General features: G+C 58.5%; 20 protein-coding genes. 4 read left to right on the top strand and 16 right to left on the bottom strand.

Annotation, left to right across the window (positions count from 1 at the left end; all coding sequences use genetic code 11):
• Positions 1-885 carry a LysR family transcriptional regulator gene (locus ACN0Q0_RS13175; protein ID WP_417243865.1) on the bottom strand — a complete coding sequence of 295 codons (885 nt, stop codon included), beginning with the start codon at positions 883-885 and terminating at the stop codon, positions 1-3.
• A 180-nt stretch (positions 886-1,065) separates the two neighbouring features.
• Between ACN0Q0_RS13175 and ACN0Q0_RS13170 the strand changes: the two genes are divergently transcribed.
• Positions 1,066-2,568, top strand: a complete 1,503-nt coding sequence (locus ACN0Q0_RS13170; RefSeq protein WP_417243864.1) for a CoA-acylating methylmalonate-semialdehyde dehydrogenase — start codon at positions 1,066-1,068, stop codon at positions 2,566-2,568.
• Between the two features lie 147 nt (positions 2,569-2,715).
• On the opposite strand, the gene ACN0Q0_RS13165 is transcribed toward ACN0Q0_RS13170, so the two are convergent.
• From ACN0Q0_RS13165 to ACN0Q0_RS13130, 8 genes are all read right to left on the bottom strand, one after another.
• Entirely contained in the window at positions 2,716-3,153 is a 438-nt protein-coding gene (locus tag ACN0Q0_RS13165) for a molybdenum cofactor biosynthesis protein MoaE (RefSeq protein ID WP_417243863.1), read from the bottom strand.
• 1 nt (position 3,154) lies between these two features.
• Entirely contained in the window at positions 3,155-3,400 is a 246-nt protein-coding gene (gene moaD, locus ACN0Q0_RS13160) for a molybdopterin converting factor subunit 1 (protein WP_417244013.1), read from the bottom strand.
• Positions 3,396-4,067 (bottom strand): CDP-diacylglycerol--glycerol-3-phosphate 3-phosphatidyltransferase, encoded by a 672-nt coding sequence (pgsA, locus tag ACN0Q0_RS13155; RefSeq protein ID WP_417243862.1) that lies wholly within the window; start codon positions 4,065-4,067, stop codon positions 3,396-3,398. Before pgsA ends, moaD begins: the two co-directional genes overlap by 5 nt.
• A gap of 18 nt (positions 4,068-4,085) precedes the next feature.
• Positions 4,086-5,966 carry an excinuclease ABC subunit UvrC gene (uvrC, locus tag ACN0Q0_RS13150; RefSeq protein ID WP_417243861.1) on the bottom strand — a complete coding sequence of 627 codons (1,881 nt, stop codon included), beginning with the start codon at positions 5,964-5,966 and terminating at the stop codon, positions 4,086-4,088.
• A 303-nt stretch (positions 5,967-6,269) separates the two neighbouring features.
• Positions 6,270-7,052, bottom strand: coding sequence for an SDR family oxidoreductase (locus ACN0Q0_RS13145; RefSeq protein ID WP_417243860.1), 783 nt, complete (start codon positions 7,050-7,052; stop codon positions 6,270-6,272).
• 10 nt (positions 7,053-7,062) lie between these two features.
• Positions 7,063-8,019: a calcium/sodium antiporter gene (locus ACN0Q0_RS13140; protein ID WP_417243859.1), complete on the bottom strand. Its 957-nt coding sequence runs from the start codon at positions 8,017-8,019 to the stop codon at positions 7,063-7,065.
• 168 nt (positions 8,020-8,187) lie between these two features.
• A complete protein-coding gene (locus ACN0Q0_RS13135) occupies positions 8,188-8,982 on the bottom strand; it encodes a S49 family peptidase (protein WP_417243858.1) in 795 nt (264 codons plus the stop codon).
• Positions 8,983-9,036: 54 nt separating this feature from the next.
• Positions 9,037-10,041, bottom strand: a complete 1,005-nt coding sequence (locus ACN0Q0_RS13130; protein WP_417243857.1) for a zinc ABC transporter substrate-binding protein — start codon at positions 10,039-10,041, stop codon at positions 9,037-9,039.
• A gap of 92 nt (positions 10,042-10,133) precedes the next feature.
• On the opposite strand from ACN0Q0_RS13130, the gene ACN0Q0_RS13125 reads away from it, so the two are divergent.
• Genes ACN0Q0_RS13125 through ACN0Q0_RS13115 form a run of 3 tightly spaced genes read left to right on the top strand, consistent with a single transcriptional unit; the run spans position 10,134 to position 12,174 of the window.
• The gene (locus ACN0Q0_RS13125; protein ID WP_417243856.1) at positions 10,134-10,616 is read left to right on the top strand and encodes a transcriptional repressor; all 483 of its coding nucleotides are present in this window, start codon (positions 10,134-10,136) and stop codon (positions 10,614-10,616) included.
• Positions 10,613-11,380: a zinc ABC transporter ATP-binding protein ZnuC gene (znuC, locus tag ACN0Q0_RS13120; RefSeq protein ID WP_417243855.1), complete on the top strand. Its 768-nt coding sequence runs from the start codon at positions 10,613-10,615 to the stop codon at positions 11,378-11,380. Before ACN0Q0_RS13125 ends, znuC begins: the two co-directional genes overlap by 4 nt.
• Entirely contained in the window at positions 11,377-12,174 is a 798-nt protein-coding gene (locus ACN0Q0_RS13115; protein WP_417243854.1) for a metal ABC transporter permease, read from the top strand. The genes znuC and ACN0Q0_RS13115 overlap by 4 nt, the downstream gene beginning before the upstream one ends.
• Here the strand turns inward: ACN0Q0_RS13115 and ACN0Q0_RS13110 are convergent.
• From ACN0Q0_RS13110 to ACN0Q0_RS13080, 7 genes are all read right to left on the bottom strand, one after another.
• Entirely contained in the window at positions 12,171-13,664 is a 1,494-nt protein-coding gene (locus ACN0Q0_RS13110) for a mannitol dehydrogenase family protein (protein WP_417243853.1), read from the bottom strand. The two genes, ACN0Q0_RS13115 and ACN0Q0_RS13110, sit on opposite strands and share 4 nt — an antisense overlap.
• A 48-nt stretch (positions 13,665-13,712) precedes the next feature.
• Positions 13,713-14,720 carry an ABC transporter ATP-binding protein gene (locus ACN0Q0_RS13105; RefSeq protein ID WP_417243852.1) on the bottom strand — a complete coding sequence of 336 codons (1,008 nt, stop codon included), beginning with the start codon at positions 14,718-14,720 and terminating at the stop codon, positions 13,713-13,715.
• An 11-nt stretch (positions 14,721-14,731) separates the two neighbouring features.
• Positions 14,732-15,562, bottom strand: a complete 831-nt coding sequence (locus ACN0Q0_RS13100) for a carbohydrate ABC transporter permease (protein ID WP_417243851.1) — start codon at positions 15,560-15,562, stop codon at positions 14,732-14,734.
• A gap of 12 nt (positions 15,563-15,574) precedes the next feature.
• Entirely contained in the window at positions 15,575-16,441 is an 867-nt protein-coding gene (locus ACN0Q0_RS13095; RefSeq protein WP_417243850.1) for a carbohydrate ABC transporter permease, read from the bottom strand.
• A gap of 190 nt (positions 16,442-16,631) precedes the next feature.
• Positions 16,632-17,933: an ABC transporter substrate-binding protein gene (locus ACN0Q0_RS13090; protein WP_417243849.1), complete on the bottom strand. Its 1,302-nt coding sequence runs from the start codon at positions 17,931-17,933 to the stop codon at positions 16,632-16,634.
• A 113-nt stretch (positions 17,934-18,046) separates the two neighbouring features.
• On the bottom strand, positions 18,047-19,006 hold the full coding sequence (locus ACN0Q0_RS13085) for a sugar-binding transcriptional regulator (RefSeq protein ID WP_417243848.1): 960 nt from the start codon (positions 19,004-19,006) through the stop codon (positions 18,047-18,049).
• Positions 19,007-19,008: 2 nt separating this feature from the next.
• Positions 19,009-19,686, bottom strand: coding sequence for an HAD family hydrolase (locus ACN0Q0_RS13080; RefSeq protein ID WP_417243847.1), 678 nt, complete (start codon positions 19,684-19,686; stop codon positions 19,009-19,011).
• Positions 19,687-19,748: the final 62 nt, after the last annotated feature.

The raw sequence follows: 19,748 nt of genomic DNA, 5'->3' as shown, positions 1-19,748 counted from the left end.
TCAGTCGATAACCCACCCTTTGTCGGCACTCACAAGTCCGGTGATATAGTCCGACACGACCTTGAGACGGCGCAACTCTTTTTGGGTTTCGTGGTAGGCAAGCCAGTATTCACGGCGGGTTTTCACCGACGAGGACAGGCGCACCAAATCGGGGTGATCCGCCGCAAGGTAATCGTGCAACACCCCGATCCCCGCCCCCGCCTTAACCGCTTCCATTTGCGCCACCGCCGATGAAATCCCGAGCTGCGCCCGCGTCCCCCCGAAATAGTCGGAGGCGTAATCAAGCGAGGGTGAAAACAACAGATCCTCGACATAGCCAATCACCCGATGCCCCGTAAACGGCGCCGCCGCCGGTGGCCGCCCGTGCCGGTCAAGGTAGCCTTTCGAGGCATAAAGCCCGAGAGAATAGGACGTCAGCTTGCGCGCAATCAGCCGGCCCTTTTCAGGCCGCCCGACCATGATGGCCAGATCCGCCTCGCGTTGGGACAGCGAAAAACTGCGCGGAATGGCGACAAGCTCGATCCGCAAATCGGGATACCGGTCCAACAACGGCGCAAGGCGCGGCGTCAGATACGAGACCCCGAACCCGTCCGGCGCACCGATGCGCACCACCCCACTGGGCCGCGTATCGGTCGAGTTGAACAGCGCCTGACCCTCAAGCATCGCACTCTCTGCCCGCTCCAGTCTGGTGACAAGCGCCTCGCCATCCTCGGTCAACGCACACCCCGATGGACCGCGCACCAAAAGCGTGGCCTGCAACTCCGTCTCCAACGCCGCCAACCGCCGGCTGAGCGTGGCCTGATTCAACCCGAGCTTTCGCGCCGCCGAAAGCATCGTCCCCTCACGCGCCACCGCCAGAAACAGTTTTCCATCATCCCAATTCATCGCCTGACCTTCCCCCGCCACAGTCGCACCCTGATATGCAATAACGCATACCTAATCCACAAAATTGATTAGTTTGTTGCAAAAAGCAAACCGTATACGGTGACGGCAATCCCTATCTGAATCACGTCAACCGCGTCAGTCGCGCGATGACCCGCTGATGACCCACCGCAGGAGTTTCCCATGACCGAGATTGCACATTTCATCAACAACGCCCACGTGGCCAGCACATCAGGCCGCAGCCAACCCGTCTTTAACCCCGCCACGGGCGAGAGCGACAAAACCGTCGCACTGGCCACCACGGACGAGGTGAACGCCGTTGTCGCCGCCGCCAAAGCGGCATGGCCCGAGTGGTCGAAAACCCCACCCCTGCGCCGTGCGCGTATCCTCGACAAATTCAAAAACATCCTGTGGGAGCGCGCCGAAGACCTCGCACGCGCCATTTCCGTCGAGCACGGCAAAACCCACGATGACGCCTTGGGCGAAGTGACCCGCGGCCTCGAAGTGGTCGAATTCGCCGTTGGCGCACCGCATTTCCTCAAAGGCGAGTTTTCCGAAAACGTCGGCACCGGCGTCGACAGTTTCAACATCCGTCAGGCCCTTGGCGTTGTGGCGGGCATCACCCCGTTCAACTTCCCCGCAATGGTGCCCATGTGGATGTTCCCCATTGCACTGGTCACGGGTAACACATTCGTTCTCAAACCGTCCGAGCGCGATCCCTCCGCCTCGCTCCTGATGGCCGACTGGCTCAAGGAAGCGGGTCTGCCCGATGGCGTGTTCAACGTGGTCCAAGGCGACAAAGAGGCCGTCGATGCCTTGCTCCATAACCCCGATGTAAAAGCCGTGTCCTTTGTCGGCTCCACCCCCATCGCGAAATACATCTATGAGACAGGCACCGCCAACGGCAAACGGGTTCAGGCTCTGGGCGGGGCGAAAAACCACATGATCATCATGCCCGATGCCGACCTCGACATGGCGGCAAGTGCGTTGATGGGCGCGGCCTTCGGCTCTGCCGGTGAACGCTGCATGGCGATCTCCGTGGCCGTCCCCGTAACGGACGCCGTGGCCGATGCCCTGATCGAGAAACTCGTGCCACAGATCGAAGCCCTCAAAATCGGTCCCTCCACGATGAAAGGCGCCGAAATGGGTCCCGTTGTCACCAAACAGGCCCAAGAGAAAATCCTCGGCTACATCGACAGCGGCGAACAGGACGGGGCCAAAATCGTCGTCGATGGCCGCACGTTCAAACAGGACAAACAAGGCTACGAGAACGGGTACTTCGTCGGCGGCACCCTGATCGACAATGTGACCACCGATATGAAAATCTGGAAAGAAGAGATTTTCGGACCGGTTCTCTCCGTCGTGCGCCGCAACTCCTATGACGATGCTGTCGCCCTGATCGACCAGTGCGAATACGCCAACGGCACCGCGATCTTTACCCGTGACGGCGACACCGCCCGCGCCTTTGCCCAGGATATCGAAGTGGGCATGGTTGGCATCAACGTGCCAATTCCCGTGCCGATGGCCTTCCACTCGTTTGGCGGTTGGAAAGCGTCGATCTTTGGCGACCACCACATGCACGGCATGGAAGGTGTGCGGTTCTACACCCGCATCAAAACCACCACCCAACGGTGGCCCACGGGTCAACGCACCGACGCCGAATTCACCATGCCGACGCTTGGGTGATCCGGGTCACATCCCAAAACAAAAGGCGCCTCCCGGGGCGCCTTTTTCATGTCCTATGCTTTGGGCTATCTATGAACGCAACGCTCGCAGGGTCCGACAGATGTCCGACGCAGAGCCGACACATATCCGATCGCGTGTTTCGAGGCCTCACCAACGCTTCAACGCGTCCTCGTCCACGTCCTTGGCCGCGACCCAATCGGCCCCCGATTTGGTCACTTCTTTCTTCCAGAACGGCGCACGTGATTTGAGGTAGTCCATCAAATATTGCGCCGCCTCGAACGCCTCTACACGGTGACGCGCCGCCGTGGCCACCATCATGATCTGGTCGCCCACCACGAGCTTTCCATAACGGTGGATGACCAGACAATCGGAGAGCGACCACCGCGCCACGGCCTCGCGGGCAATCGCGTCAATCGCCGCCTCGCACATGCCGGGATAGTGTTCGATTTCCATAGACTGAAGGTCGCCGGTGTCGTCGCGCACAAGACCCGTGAAACTCACGCTCGCACCCGTGTTCGGCGCACGGCCAAAGCCGTCCAGAACGCGGGCCAGATCGAAGTCTTCCGCCTGTACCGAAACGCGCATCTCAGCCACCTGTCATAGGCGGGAAAAACGCCACTTCGCGCACACCGTTCAGGGGCGCGTCAAAGTCGACCAATTCCTGATCAACCGCCACGCGCAGTGCGCTTAAGTCCTCGAATGCAAAGGCATATCTGTCTTCTCGGGCCTTTAGCTCATCAATGAGACCGGCCACCGTTTTGGCCTGTGTCTCGACCTGTTCGCGCGGCACGCCAATGCGCTCGCGCACCCATGCGAAATACACCACATCAATCATCGCTTGCCTCCCGCAAAAACGGCATGGCCTTGCGCAGGTAATCGGCCCCCGTGATGACGGTCAAAAGTGCCGCGATCCAGAACAACAGGATGCCACCTGTGTAGCTCCAAACCATACCGGAGTATTTCCACGCAAGACCGTTTACGTCCTCGATATCGCCCGCCAGAATACCGTCGACGGTCACGCCATCCATGCCGAATGTCCCCATGCCAACGTAGTGCGAGAACAGGCCATACGAGAGCAGAACCGCAATGGATACCATTTGCGACGCGGTTTTCCATTTGGCCAGTTTCGTGACCTTCAACAACCCTGCCGTGGTGCCCAAAAATTCGCGCAAACCCGACACGAATGTCTCGCGCAAAATGATGAACGCCGCCGGAAACACGATCCAGAACGACGCCCCGAAGTTCATGGTCAAAACCGCAATCGCCGTCATCACCATCGCCTTGTCAGCAATCGGATCAAGCATCGCCCCGAAGCGCGAAGTTTGCTTCCATGCCCGTGCGATATAACCGTCCACATAGTCGGTGAACGAGGCGCCCACAAACAACACTATGGCCGCCCAATCGGAATAGGGATGCGGCAACACAAGAAAGACGATTGCAATGGCAGGCGCGCACAGCAACCGAAACACGGTGAGTATATTAGGGATGTTCCATATCATGCCAATGTCCTTACAACCTTATCCGCCCTCATGGAAGAAGTCGTAGAGCGTCTGTGCGACCGTTTCCGAAATACCGTCGACCGCCTTGAGGTCCGCGAGGTTGGCAAGTCCCACGGCCTTGGCCGATCCGAAATGCGCAAGCAACGCCCGTTTGCGGGCCGCCCCCACGCCCGGCACATCATCAAGAGGCGTGGCCCCGATGGCTTTGGACCGTTTTGCGCGGTGGGTACCAATGGCAAAGCGGTGGACCTCATCGCGGATGCGTTGAATAAAATACAGCACAGGATCATTGCGTTGCAGCGCAAAGGGGCGTTTGCCTGTGCGGTAGAACTCTTCTTTCCCGTGATCGCGGTCCACCCCCTTGGCGACGCCCACCATCGGGATGTCGGCCACACCCAACTCCGTCATGATCTCTTGCACGGCGGAGACCTGACCCGCGCCGCCGTCGATCAACAACAGGCTCGGCCATGTGTCGCCCTTGCGCTCGGGGTCTTCTTTCAACAGACGCTTGAACCGGCGGGTCATGACCTCTTTCATCATGCCGAAATCATCGCCCGCCGTGATCCCGTCCCCCTTGATATCGAATTTGCGATATTGGGATTTCATAAAGCCCTCGGGCCCCGCCACGATCATCGCGCCGACGGCATGGGCGCCTTGGATGTGCGAGTTGTCATAGGCTTCGATCCGTGTCGGCATTTCCGGCAATCCAAAGGCCTCCGCCACGCCCTTGAGCAGTTTGGTCTGCGCCGCACTTTCGGACATTTTGCGCCCGAGACTTTCGCGCGCATTGCGCACCGCCCCCGCCACCAATTCGAACTTTTCACCCCGCTGGGGGACAAGCACCTCGACCTTGCGCTCGGCCTTTTGCGACAGCGCCTCCTCAAGCAGATCCTTGTCGTCAACATCGTGACTAAGGATCAACTGGCGTGGCGGTTCTTTTTGATCATAGAACTGACCGATAAAGGCCCCCATGACTTCGGCCTCGGACACATCCGCCCCGACACGCGGGTAGAAATCCTGATTGCCCCAGTTTTGGTTGGCACGGATAAAGAACACCTGAACACAGGCCTGTCCGCCCTCCATATGAAGGCCGATGATGTCCCCCTCCGAAACCGTGCGCGGATTGATCCCCTGAGCGGTTTGGACGTTGGTCATCGCACGGATACGGTCGCGCAGAGCCGCAGCTTTTTCAAACTCCATCGCCTCGGCGGCATCCCCCATCTCCTGAGCCAATCGCGCCTGTAGGCCTGTATCCTTACCTTGCAAAAACCGCTCGGCATCGGCCACCAGTTGCCCGTAATCCTCCTTGGAAATCTTGCCCACACAGGGCGCCATGCACCGTTTGATCTGGTACTGCAAACACGGACGCGTGCGCCCCTCGTAATCACTGTTCGAACAGTTGCGCAGCAAAAAGACCCGCTGCAACTGGTTGAGCGTGCTGTTCACATTGCCCGCGGAGGCGAATGGCCCGTAGTAGGCCCCTTTGCGTTTCTTCGCGCCGCGATGCTTTATGATCTGTGGAAAATCATGGTCCTTGGTCACAAGGATGTTCGGGAAGGATTTATCATCCCGCAGCAACACGTTGTAGCGCGGCTTGAGTTGCTTGATCAGGTTCTGTTCCAACAACAGCGCTTCGGTCTCTGTGCGCGTTGTCAGGAACATCATTTGCGATGTCTCCGAGATCATACGCGCGATCCGCGGGCTGTGCCCATGTGGACGCGCATAGTTGGACACTCGGTTCTTGAGGTTCTTGGCTTTGCCAACGTAGAGCACTTTGTGTTCGGGGTCGAGCATCCGGTACACCCCCGGCGATCCGTCGAGCATACGCAGATAACCGTCGATCACCTTGTGACCGCGGGGAACGTTTTTTTCGCGTTTTTCGCCTGTCTCTTCGACCATGTCGACCTTTGCCTGATTCTCGCCTGTGGCTGCAACCTTAGCGCACTTGCTGCAAGAGGAAACTCATCCACGGAATCTGTGGATAACTCTGATGATAAGTTTTCGTGATCGCGATTTTTCCGTTGTTATAGGGCGATTTCTGGGTTTTGCCTAAAAAATAGGCACTACAATATCTCTTTGTTTACAAAGGATATTTTTAATAGCGCCAAGCAAGTCGTTGAAAATATTTACATTTTATTTACATTGACTCGCCGCGAACGGGCTCGGTGCACAACTTCATTAACGCTTCGCCTGACAGCCCTCTCAATCGGTCAGGATGTCCGGCGTGTTCCATGCCAGATGCTGCCCGCCATCTACGCACAAGAGCTGTCCCGTGACCCCATCCGCATCGAGAAAATACCCGAGTGCCGCAGTGATATCCTCAAGGTTCGACCCACGTTCCAAAATGGTTGCGGACCGCTGTGCCTCGAACATATCACGCTCTTGGTGCGCCCCTTGCAACGTTGGTCCCGGCCCGATGGCATTGACGCGAATGCGCGGCGCGAGGGCCTGCGCTGCGGTTTGCGTAAAGGCCCAAAGCCCCATTTTGGCAATCGTATAACTCATGAATTTCGGGGTCAGCTTTTGAACGCGCTGATCGAGCATATTGATCACGAGCGCTTGCGCCACGGCCTCGCCACGAACATCACGCCCCGCCTGTGGGGCCTGCGCGGCAAAGGCTTGCGTCAACACCACAGGCGCACGCAAATTGCTCTCGATGTGGCGGTCCCAACTTGTGCGCGTCCCCGTCTCGATGCTGTCGGCCTCATAGATCGAGGCGTTGTTGACCAGAACCGTCAATGGCCCGCCAAGGGCAGCAGCGGCACGGTCGACCAAACTTGCGGCTTCGCTCTCGTTCAACAGATCGGCGTGGACAGCGGCGGCGGCCACCCCCATCGCGCGCAGCTTATCCACGACCTCATGCGCCTCGTCGGCCGAGGTCGCATAGTGAACGGCGACATCAAAGCCACGCTCACCGAGATAGAGCGCCATCGCGCGGCCCAACCGTTTGCCCGCGCCCGTAACCAATGCCCGTCCTGATTTCATCTCGTCCCTCTCAGAGTACCATCGCGATATAGAGGACATATAGGGCGGTCAGGACGACACCCCATGCCTTTGTGATACTTTTTCGGCGCAGCACGAAAAGGCCAAGCAAAACAGACGAGGCAATCATCACCCAGATGTCGAATGCCATAATTTCGGGCACAACGGGGATCGTCCCGAAAAAGGACGCAATACCGATAATGCCCAACAGGTTGAACATGTTCGAACCAATAACGTTGCCAAACGCCACATCCGCCTGACGGCGCAGCGCGGCCATGACCGTGGTGGCAAGCTCGGGCAGGGATGTGCCAAGCGCCACGAGCGTCAGGCCAATGACTGTATCCGACACACCAAACGATTTCGCGATATTGGTCGCGGCGTTGACCAACAATTCCGCCCCAATCGGCAACCCGACCAAACCAACGACGAGAAAGCCGATAACCTTGGGCCACCCCATATGTGGGTCGGCCCCCTCCAGTTCGCTTTCATCCATGGCACAGGCGGCGGTATTCGCCGCCTCGGCGCGGTGACACTGTGCCGCGCGGGCCGCATGGACCAACATCAATCCCAAAGCGGTGAGCAAAATCGCGCCAGACACCCACCCGAACGGCCCGATAAAGGCCAATACGGTGAACAGCGCCGTTGCGGCAATCATCTGAAGGTAACTGGCCCGGGTTGAATTATCGACCACATGCAGTGTCGTGATGAGCGCGGGAATACCCATGACCAACAACACGTTGGCGGTGTTTGACCCGACCACGTTCCCAAGCGCCAAGCCCGGAACGCCCTCACGGATTGCGGAGACCGAGATCAGGAGTTCGGGCGCGGACGTACCGAACGCCACAATAGTCAGGCTCACAATCAAGGCCGGCACACCAAGGCGCAGCGACAGGTTGACCGCCCCCCGGACCAAGGCATCACCCGCCAAAAGCAACAGCGCGAGCCCTAAAGCAGCATACAAGAAGTCCATTACGGTTTCCCTTTCGAGCAGGCGCACGGGCCTTTGCCAATCACGTAGCGCCCGCATTTAAGGCACTTCATTGAGGCGAGTTTTGTCTGGCCTGGAAAGCGAAAGCGCCCGAACAGGGCCAAGACCGCCATAAAGATCATAAAGACCGAGATGATTTTGAAAATCATATTAGAGCCCGTAACGCGCCCAAAGACCGCGCTCTTCGACCGTGCTCATGGCGCCGTCTAAAATCTGCGCCCCGAACCGCCCGAGGAGCGGCTTTTTCGGACCAAAGACCGCAAACCGTGTTTTGGCACCAAACATCTCTTTCATACATGGCAAGAGGTGCCCGAGCCCATCGGCAAGGCCAAGATCAACGCCGGTTTTGCCGGTCCAGTAGGAGCCGTCAAACAGCTCGGCTTCTTGTGACAACCGGCTCCCGCGGGAGGTTTTCACATGATCGACAAAGGCGACATGGATGTCCTCTTGCAGCGCCTTAAGCCGCACAACATCCTCGTCGCGTTCGGGTTTGAACGGGTCGAGTTGGCTTTTTGACCCACCCGCCGTGTAGACCCGCCGCTCGATCCCATGTTTGGCAATCAGTTGATCAAAGCCGAAGCCCGCCGAAATCACGCCTATCGAGCCGACAATCGAACTGCGATCCACATAGATTTTATCCGCAGCACAGGCGAGCCAGTAGCCACCCGATGCGGCCACGTCCTCGACAAAGGCAAAGACAGGCACGCCCTTTTCATCCGCCAAGCGACGAATACGCGCTGCGATCAAAGAGGACTGGACCGGCGAGCCCCCGGGAGAGTTGATCGACAAGGCAACAGCCGCAGGTTTGCCCTTGCGAAAGGCCCGCTCTATGGCGGGGGCAATCGCCTGATCGTTCAACCCGCCACGCTTGGTCACGATGGCGCCGTTAAGACGCACCACGTTGACGCGCGGCCCGGACTTTAAAAATGGGATCAAGTGTTTCATACAACGGATGTAAAGCGGCACTCTCCCTCAAACAAGGGGCGTTGGCGTGCCATTTTATCGACATGACACAAACGCCGCCGCAATGTGATCCAAAAGGGCCGTGTAGAACTGTGGCCCGGTGTCCAGATGCGCCCCGAGCGGGTCGATCACCGCGCGGGCGGCAACGTGATCGCCAAGAACCGTATCCACGAGCTTTGCATTGAATTGCGGCTCGGAGAGCGCACAGGTCACGCCCATAGCGTCCACCGCATCACGGACCTCGGCGATGCGTTTCGGGCTTGGCGTCGTCGCATCACTCATCGCAATAGCCCCAACGGCCTCAACCCCGAACCGCGCCTCGAAATAGTGGTAGGCATCATGGAACACGATAAAGTTCAGGTCACGAAGCGGGGCAAGCGCGGAGACAATCCGCGCCGTCGTCGCGTCGATCTCGGCCCGTCCTTGCGCTGCATTTTCCACGTATGCGGTGGCATTTTCCGGATCGAGGTCCGAGAGGGCCTGCGCAATGGCGTTGAGCCAAAGCTTCCCGTTTTCGGGGTCGAGCCACATATGCGGATCGTCACCCGCACCATCATGCACAGCCTCTATGTGGTCGTCAGCACCGTGAGTGTCTTCGGCGTGGCCGACCTCATCATGGTGGTTTTCGTCGTGGGGCTCATCCGCGTGGTCATGGTCAATCTCGTGGTCATGGTCATGGGCCTCAAAGGTCGCACTTTGGCGGAACGGCAGGCGCAACGTCTGCGGCAAATCGGACAGCGGCAAAGACACCGCATCCGGCGCCACACGGTCAATCGTTTGCGAGACCCACGGCGCAAGCCCCGCCCCCGTCCAGATCACGATATCCGCGCCCTGTAGCGCCGCCGCATCCGAGGGACGCAGCGCGTAATCATGGGGCGATGCCCCCTTGTCGAGCAACAGGACCGGCGCACCCACCCCCTGCATCACCCGCGCGACAAGGCCGTGAACAGGCGGAATATCCGTCACAACATTCGGGGCATCGGCCAAAGCAGACAGAGGAAACACGAGAAAGGCGAGGGCCGTAGAGCGCACAAAAGACATCGGAAGATCCTGTTATAATATTACACTTTGCAGACTTGATATATGCAATGGTATAACATATCAATACCCCGAAACCTAAAAAGGACATCATCATGGGGCCGCTCGGATTCGCACGCCACGATCATAGCCACTGCGTCACGGATGCCGTGGCACAGGTGGACAGCCAGTGCGAGACACGCGGACTTAAACTGACGCCCGTGCGGCGACGGGCCTTGGAAATCCTGTTAGAGGACCACCGTGCGCTTGGGGCCTATGACGTGTTGGAACGCCTGCGCGAGGACGGATTTGGCGCCCAGCCGCCGGTGGCCTACCGCGCGCTTGATTTTTTGACCACCAACGGATTTGCCCATAAAATCGAGCGCCTCAACGCCTTTGTTGCCTGCGCCCACCCGAGCGACAGCCACACGCCTGCGTTCCTCATCTGCCGCATCTGCGGCGCTGTGGCGGAGGCCGAAACCAACCCCGAACACGGCCTGTTGAGCCGGATCGCCGAAACCACAGGGTTCAGCATCGAATGCGCGGTGTTGGAGGCCGAGGGCCTATGCCCCAACTGCCAAAAAGAGCCACGCACATGACCTTGGTCGCACTGGATCATGTTGCCGTCACCCTAGGCGGGCGTGATGTCCTGAGCGATGTGTCCTTCACAATGAACAAGGGCGAAATCGTCACCATTGTCGGCCCGAACGGGTCGGGAAAATCCACCATGCTGCGTGTCATTATTGGTGCGATCACCCCGACCAAAGGGTGCGTGACGCGCAAAACGGGGCTCAAAATCGGCTATGTGCCGCAAAAGCTCCACATTGATCCAACCCTGCCAATGACGGTGCGGCGGTTTTTATCCCTGCCCCGCCGCGTGACCGATGATGCCGCCGGCATGGCGCTCACCGAAACCGGCGCAGGTCACCTGCACGATCGTCAAATGACCGATCTGTCGGGCGGTCAGTTTCAGCGCGTTCTTTTGGCCCGCGCCCTTCTGGCCAAACCTGACCTGTTGATCCTTGACGAGGCCACCCAGGGCCTCGATCAGCCTGGGTCGGCGGATTTCTATGACCATATCGACCGCGTGCGCCGCGATTTTGGCTGTGCCGTTTTGATGGTCAGCCACGAGTTGCATGTGGTGATGGCCGCCTCTGATCGGGTGATCTGTCTCAACGGCCATGTGTGCTGCCAAGGCGAACCCGAACACGTGGCCTCGGCCCCCGAATACCGCGCCCTGTTCGGCACAGGCACCCATGGCGCTCTGGCACTGTATCGCCACGAACACAGCCACACCCACGATGCCTGTGATGACGATGTTTGCGATCACGAGCACACGCACAACCACGGGAGCGCCCCATGAGTTTTCTGGATGATTTCATGGTCCGCGCCGTGCTTGCGGGCATCGGCGTTGTACTTGCCGCCGCGCCTTTGGGGTGCTTTGTCGTTTGGCGGCGGATGGCGTATTTTGGCGATGCCACCGCGCATGCCGCGATCCTTGGTGTCGCTTTGGCACTGGCCTTTAACGTCTCGGTCTTTGGGGGCGTGATGGCCGTGGCGCTCATCATGGCACTGGCGGTGTCCTCGCTCAACGGGCGCGGGGTGGCGATTGACACCATGCTCGGCGTTATGGCCCATTCGTCACTGGCCTTCGGCCTTGTCGCCGTGTCGTTCATTGACGGGGTGCGGGTGGATTTGATGTCCTACCTGTTCGGCGACATCCTCGCCGTTGACCGCGCCGACCTCGTGGTGATCTGGCTCGGGGCGGCTTTGGTGTCGGCGCTGTTGGTGTGGCGTTGGCAGGGGCTTTTGACCTCGACACTCAACCCCGACCTTGCGACCTCGGCGGGCCTGTCGCCGCGCCGCGAGCAACTCATTTTGTCGCTTGCCCTCGCGATGGTCGTGGCGGTTGCGATCAAGGTGGTCGGCGCATTGTTAATCGCCGCAATCCTGTTGATCCCTGCCGCTGCGGCCCGTCCCTTTGCCAACTCGCCCGAGCGCATGGCGCTGATCGCGGTGGGCATCGGGATCACATCGGTCATCGCGGGGATCGAGGCCGCATTTGCACTCGACACGCCAACAGGGCCGACGATTGTCTGCACTGCGGCGCTCATCTTTGCGCTGGGTCAGGTCATGCGGTTGGTACGGACGGCTTAGGCCGCGAGATATTTGGCAATCGCGGCCTCGGTCCCATCGGCGTAGATCGTCAAAAGCCATGCCTCGAACACATCGGCAAAGCGCGGATCATCCGCCAGATCACCATAAATGTGACGCATGGAGAGCCACGCTTTGGGATCGTCCTGCGCCTTTTGCGCCAAGGCGGTGAGATCGGCCCAAAACGGATCATTGGGCTCTACCGTCGTGCCATCTTCACGTGTGCCAAGGCAATACCGCGCCCAGATCGCCGAACAGAGCGCCAAGCCCTCAACGGAGCGGCCCGCCGCCAGACTTTCACGTACAGAGGGGATAATAAACCCGGGCTGACGCGATGAGCCGTCAAAGGCCACGCGGCGTGTGGTGTCCACGATTTTGGCATTCGAAAAGCGGTCATGGATCAGTCTGACATACTCCTCGGGCGAAAATTCGGGGACGGGTTTCACGTTCGGCATAATCTCTTCACGCTCGACCTTATCGAACAGCGCCGCAATCGCAGGGTGTTCCATACAGCCGGAAATCGTCTCGACGCCAAGGACTTCACCCGCGACCGAAATCACCTGATGGCCACCGTTGAGAATGCGGATTTTCATTACTTCGTAATCATGCACATGGTCGGAAAACGTCGCACCGGCCTTGTCCCAATCGGGACGACCCGCGCAGAAATCATCCTCGATCACCCATTGGCGGAAATTCTCGTGCGTGACGGGAACGGCGTCAGCCACACCAAAGTCACGGGCAAACTCAAGCTCGCGCGGCCCCGTGGCCGGCACGATGCAATCCACCATCGAATTGGGGAACGTACAATTGGCATCGATCCACTCCGCCAGATCAGGATCGGACATGCGTGCAAGCGTCACGACCGTTTGGCGCAAAATGCCACCGTTGCCCTGAAGATTATCGCACGACTGGCCCGTAAATGGCCCGACACCACGGTCGCGGCGCAGTTTCAGCGCGGCAACAATCGCGCCAAACGCGGTGCGTGGCGCAGCGGGATTGGCGGCGTCATGGACAATGTCGGGATGGTTTTGATCAAAGCTTTGCGTGGCGGGATCAATGAAATACCCGCCTTCGGTCACGGTCAGCGCAACGATACGGATATCGGGTTGCGCCATGCGTTCGATCAGCGGGCCGTGGCCCTCCACGACAGGCACGTAATCGATCATGGACCCGACCACTTCGGCAGAGGAGCTTGCCGGATCCAGTTCGATCAGCGTGGTGAGATAGTCCTGTGCGGCCATCTTTTCGCGCATCACCTCGTCATAGGCCCGCACGCCTGCGCCGACGATGGCCCAGTCATGGGCATGGCCCTGCTGCATCAGGCGGTGCAAATACCACGACTGGTGGGCGCGGTGGAAATTGCCAAGACCGATATGGACGATCCCCGCCGTAAGCGCCGTCCGGTCATAGGTCGGGCGCTCAATCGCGTCGGGAAGCTCATTCAATGTGGCATTACACAGGTTCATCGTCATATTTCCAATCGTCCGGAGCATCGGCTCCCGCCCGTTTCAAACATGCCGCACCAGGACGGCACGCGGTGTTTAGTCAGCAATCCGCAAACCATCTGCGCCAAAGAGGTGCAAATGTTCGGGATCAGGCGTCAAGAACACGGTATCGCCATAGGCAAAGGCCACTTCGCCCGATGCGCGCACGGTCAATGGCTCAGCGAACCCCTCGACGGTGACGTGAAAGAACGTGTCGGACCCGAGGTGCTCGGACACACCAACCGTACCTTTCCACTCGCCTTTTGCGCTATCGATGGCAATATGTTCAGGCCGCGTCCCGATGGTTGTCGCGCCGTGCTTTTCGGCCTCTGCGCCGGTGATGAGGTTCATCTTTGGCGACCCGATAAAGCCCGCAACAAAGACGTTGCGCGGGGTGCGATACAGCTCCATAGGCGTGCCGACCTGTTCGATATAACCCGCGCGCAGCACGACGATTTTGTCGGCCATTGTCATGGCTTCGACCTGATCGTGGGTCACGTAGACCATCGTGGTGGCGAGGCGTTTGTGCAGCTCGGAGATTTCCAAACGCATGCCAACGCGCAACGCCGCATCGAGGTTGGACAGGGGTTCGTCGAACAGGAACGCCGATGGTTCCCGCACAATGGCGCGACCGATGGCAACACGTTGACGCTGACCGCCCGACAGTTGCCCGGGGCGACGATCAAGGTAATCCGTGAGGTTGAGCGCCTTGGCAGCCGCGTCGATGCGGCGGTCCTGCTCGGCTTGCTCCATGCCCGCCATTTTCATGGGGAAGGCAATGTTTTTGCGCACGGACATATGTGGGTAAAGGGCGTAGCTTTGGAACACCATCGCCAGACCGCGTTTGGCCGGAGGCAAGTCTGTCGCATCTTGTCCGTCGATCCGGATTTGACCGGAGCTGACATCCTCAAGACCCGCGATCAAGCGCAGCAGCGTGGACTTGCCGCAACCCGACGGGCCAACAAAGACGGTGAACTCGCCGTCTTCGATGGTCAGGTCCAACGGCGGAATAACCTCGACGTCCCCGAAAGCCTTGCGAACTTTATCAAGTGTAATGCGTCCCATGGTCGTATTCCTTATTTAACCGCGCCGAAGGTCAGGCCCCGGACAAGTTGTTTCTGGCTGAACCAACCCATGATGAGGATCGGTGCGATCGCCATCGTGGAGGCAGCGGAAAGTTTGGCGTAAAACAGGCCCTCAGGGCTTGAATAGCTAGCGATGAAGGCCGTCAGAGGGGCCGCTTTAATCGTTGTCAGGTTGAGCGTCCAAAACGCCTCGTTCCATGCAAGGATGATGTTGAGCAACATGGTCGACGCAATTCCGGGCACGGCCATCGGCGTCAGGATGTACAGGATTTCGCTTTTGAGCGAGGCCCCGTCCATACGTGCAGCCTCCAGAATTTCACCGGGGATCTCTTTGAAATAGGTGTAGAGCATCCAGATGATGATCGGCAGGTTGATCAACGTCAGAACCGTGATGAGCAACGTGTAGCTGTCGTAAATCCCGAGAGTACGTGCAACCAACACGATTGGAAAAAGCACGCCCACGGCGGGAAGCATCTTTGTGGAGAGCATCCACAGCAACACGTCCTTGGTGTGTTTTCCGGGAACAAACGCCATGGCCCATGCGGCAGGCACCGCGATAATGAGGCCAAGGATGGTCGACCCGACCGACAGCACCACCGAGTTCCACAAAAAGCGACCGTAGTCGGAGCGCTCTTGCACCACAGAGTAGTTTTCCAACGTCCAGTTGAAGAACAGGAAAGAGGGCGGATCAGCGATTGCCTCGGCTTCGGTTTTGAAGCTCGTGATAACGATCCAGAAGATCGGGAAGAAAATCAGGAGGCCCACACCCCACGCAATGGCGGTGTTAAAGGCTTTCTTTTGGTTTGAAACTGCGCGTGCCATATCTCGTGCTCCTTACTTATCGAGGCTTTTGCCAACGATGCGCATCAAGAAGAGCGCTATGATGTTTGCGAGGATCACGGCGAAGATACCGCCAGCCGAGCCAAGACCGATGTTCTGGCTTTCGATAACGCGCTGGTAGATCAGGTACGTGAGTGTGCGGGTGCCGAAGGAACCGCCGGTGGTCACAAAGATCTCGGCGAAAATCGACAGAAGGAAGATGGTTTCGATCAGGATCACAACCGTGATCGCGCGGCTCAGGTGCGGCAGAATGATGTACCAGAACCGTTTATGTGCGGGGGCGCCATCCATTTCGGAGGCTTCAAGTTGCTCGCTGTCGAGCGACTGGATGGCCGTCAAAAGGATCAGCGTCGCAAAGGGAAGCCACTGCCACGACACGATAAAGATGATCGACCCCAACGGGGCCTGGCTCAACCAGTCGACCGGCTCGGCGCCAAAGAATTTATAGAGGTGTGCAAACAGGCCGTTCACGGGGTTCATGAACATGTTTTTCCACACCAGAGCAGACACGGTGGGCATGACAAAGAACGGTGCAATCACAAGGATGCGCACAATGCCCTGCCCCCACATCGCGCGATCCAACAGCAAGGACAAAGCCACACCACCAACCACAGTGATCGCCAGAATACCGCCGACCATTGTGAGCGTCGTCCAGACAGATGACCAGAAGGCCGTGGACCCCATAAAGCGGGAATAGTTTTCAAAGCCCACGCAACATTCGAACGTCAATCGCAAGGGGCGATAATCGGTGAACGAGAAATAGAGCGTCATCACCAGTGGAACGATCATCCACAAAAACAGGGCGATGATGGCGGGCATGACCATCAGGCGGGCCGCTGAGCGGGAATGCTGGGTAGCCATACTGGCCTCCTCCGGTTCGTATGCGAAATTGCGGTTTGATTATCGGGGCTTGAAAAGAGAACTTGCGACACCGCGCGGTCAAGAACAGCGCTCAAGTTCTCTTTTCAAGAACCGCCCGCCGGAACGGGACAGGATAAAGTGAGGGGTGAGGGTCGGCGAACCGACCCTCTAGGTCCTTTGGGAGGACGTATTAGTAGCCTGCGGCTTCCATCTCTTCTGTGGTCAAAGCTTGTGCTTTGGCCAGAGCCTCTTCGGCGGTCTGTTGACCTGCGAGAGCGGCAGAGAATTCCTGACCGACCAGAGTTGCGATACCTGCGAACTCGGGGATAGCTGCGAACTGGACACCGACGTATGGTACCGGATCAACCGTTGGGTTGGTCGGGTCAGCCGAAAGGATGCTTTCAAGCGTCATTTTGGCGAACGGGATGTCTTTGTAGTTGTCGTTCTCGTAGAGGGATGTGCGTGCGCCCGGAGGAACGTTGGCCCAACCTTCATTTGCTGCGACGAGTTCGATGTAGTCTTTCGAGGTTGCCCACTCAACGAACTGCTTGGCGGCATCTTCTTTTTGTGTGCCGGCAGGAATTGCGAGCGCCCAAGCCCAGAGCCAGTTGCCGCGCTTGCCGAGACCCGTGTCAGGTGCCAGAGCGAAGTCAACCTTGTCAGCAACGGTGCTGTCGTCGGGGTTGGTCACAAAGGAGGCCGCAACAGTTGCGTCGATCCACATGCCACATTTGCCCTGCTGGAACAATGCGAGGTTCTCGTTGAAGCCGTTGTTGGCTGCACCGGGAGGGCCCGCGTCTGTCATCAGGTCGATGTAGAAGTTGAGGGTGTTGGACCATGCTTCGGAATCGAACTGTGCGTTCCACTCTTCGTCAAACCAACGCGCACCGAATGCGTTGCCTGTTGCGGTGAGGAACGCCATGTTCTCGCCCCAACCCGCTTTGCCGCGCAGACAGATGCCGTACACTTCGTTGTCTTTGTCGGTCATGGCGCGCGCAGCCTCGGCGACGAAGTCCCATGTCGGAGCATCGGGCATTTCGAGACCGGCTTTTTCCATGAGATCCGAACGATACATGATCATCGAGGACTCGCCGTAGAACGGTGCGGCGTAGAGCGTGCCGTCAACGGACAGGCCACCGCGCATGGCGGGCAGAATGTCGTCTACGTCATACTCGGGGGACAGATCGTCAAGTGCGACGAGCCAGTTGTTTTTGCCCCAGATCGGTGTCTCGTACATGCCGATTGTCATGACGTCGAACTGGCCACCTTTGGTGGAGATGTCGGTCGTCACGCGCTGACGCAGCACGTTTTCCTCAAGCGTCACCCACTCGACCTCATGGCCGGTTTTAGCGGTGAAATCTTCGGTCAGACCCTGCATGCGGATCATGTCGCCGTTGTTCACGGTTGCGATTGTAAGCGTCTCGGCCTGCGCGGATACAGCTGCTGCGGACAACGCGGTGGCGCCCATAAGGACGCGGATAGTCGTATTCATGATTTCCTCCCGTTGGACGGTGAGCAATTGCTCATCCGTTGAGCAAATACTCAACTACAGACATGATTCTTGTCAAGATGGTTTCGCACCAATTTTTGAGGGCGTTATAAAAATTAAGATTTTATAAGGACTTGCGCAGAAATTTCATCCGTCACAAGATCCGAAATCAACCCGCCACGCAGAGCCGCACGTAGCGCGGGCAGCTTTTTGGCACCGCCGCCAATGCAAATAACGCGCATTTGGGACACATCCGGCAGGAGGCCGACCATCTGTCGCCGCACGGGGTGGTCAATCAGTTTGCCGTCGCCATCAAAGATGTGACTGCAAATCTCACCCACCGCCCCAAGCGCCTGAACCTCGCTCAACTGCTCGGCGGAAATGAACCCGTCAACAAAAAGCGGCGCATCGTCACTCATCTGTCCGACACCGACAATCGCGGTGTTGGCCTGTTTGGCCAGTTTACGTGCCGAGTTGACATGCGGCAAAGACAGATAGAGGCCCATCTCGGCCTCGTTGCGTGCCAGAACCGGAACAGACATCGGGTAGTGCGGCGCGTTGACCTTTTCCGCCAACCGCATAATGACCTCGTAAAACGAGGCCGATCCGTCGGGGGACACGTTGCCAATCAAGGACGTTAACTTGTGATGCGACCCGTCAAAGGCCTGCATTTGATCCACCACCATGCTCAAAGTCCGCCCCGTCCCCAGGGCGATCACTTGAGGAGTGGGATCTTCAAGGATGCTTTCCACGAAAGGGGCGGCAAAGGTCGCAATGCCAATACTCGGGTCGACAGAGTCACCTGCGTTGGGCGACACACGCACAGAGTTCAAGGAAAAGCGGCTTTTCAACCCCCGCTCAAGCTCCAGACAATCGGCAATCGGATGATCAATGCGGACACGGATCAAGCCCTCGGCCCCTGCCCGCGCCACAAGCCGCTGTGCGCGTTGGCGCGAAATGCCCAACTCCTGTGCAATCTGGTCCTGTGTCATGCCGCCGACATAGGACATCCATGCCGCCCGCGCCGCCAACCCGCGGTTCGAGCGGTCGCTATCGTCTGAGTTTGCCTGTGCCATTGCTATTCCATCTCGTCTTTTAATTCCGGAGCCAACTCGAAGAGATCATCAAACCGGTCAAACATGCGATGTGGCTGTGCGCCCGTATCGGTCGGAAGCTCGAGACCGGTCAAATGGCTGCCGCCGACGAACCGCCACACGACCATTCCCGCCGCAAGGCCCGCGCGCACACCCGCCAACGAATCCTCGATCACCAGACACCGTGCGGGTGCAACCCCGTACCGCTGTGCCACATGCAAGAACAGATCAGGCGCGGGTTTGCCACGCGCCACCTCGGAGGCCGTATGAAACCGCCCCTCGAAATAGGAGGTCAGCCCCACCACCTGCAACGAACTTTTCAGGCGCACGGGACTTGAACTTGTCGCCACACAGTACGGCGTGCGGATCTGGTCGAGAACGCCCTTTATCCCGGGCATAGCGGTGAGGTTTTGTTCAAAGGCCGCGAGAAGCCGCGCACGATAGTCGACCTCGAACCCGTCGGGCAAAGCAACCCCGAACTCATCGCGGATTTGCTGTAACACAACGGGATAGCTGCGCCCTAAAAAGTGCCGCGCGACATAGGCACCATCGACATTAACGCCATAGTGTTTCAACTCGGCAATCAACATCTGCGCGGAAATCACCTCGCTGTCGACGATCACACCGTCGAAGTCGAATATCACCAGATCGAAATCAGCCATTGCCAAGCTCCGTCACCGCCTCCGTTGAAAATTACCGTCGCGCGGGATGCGACCGCGCCCGT

Source organism: Celeribacter sp. (assembly GCF_048259695.1).
In the GTDB taxonomy this organism is placed as follows: domain Bacteria; phylum Pseudomonadota; class Alphaproteobacteria; order Rhodobacterales; family Rhodobacteraceae; genus Celeribacter.
The sequence above is the reverse complement of the archived record's forward strand: the minus strand, read 5'-3'. Positions and strand labels throughout refer to the sequence as shown.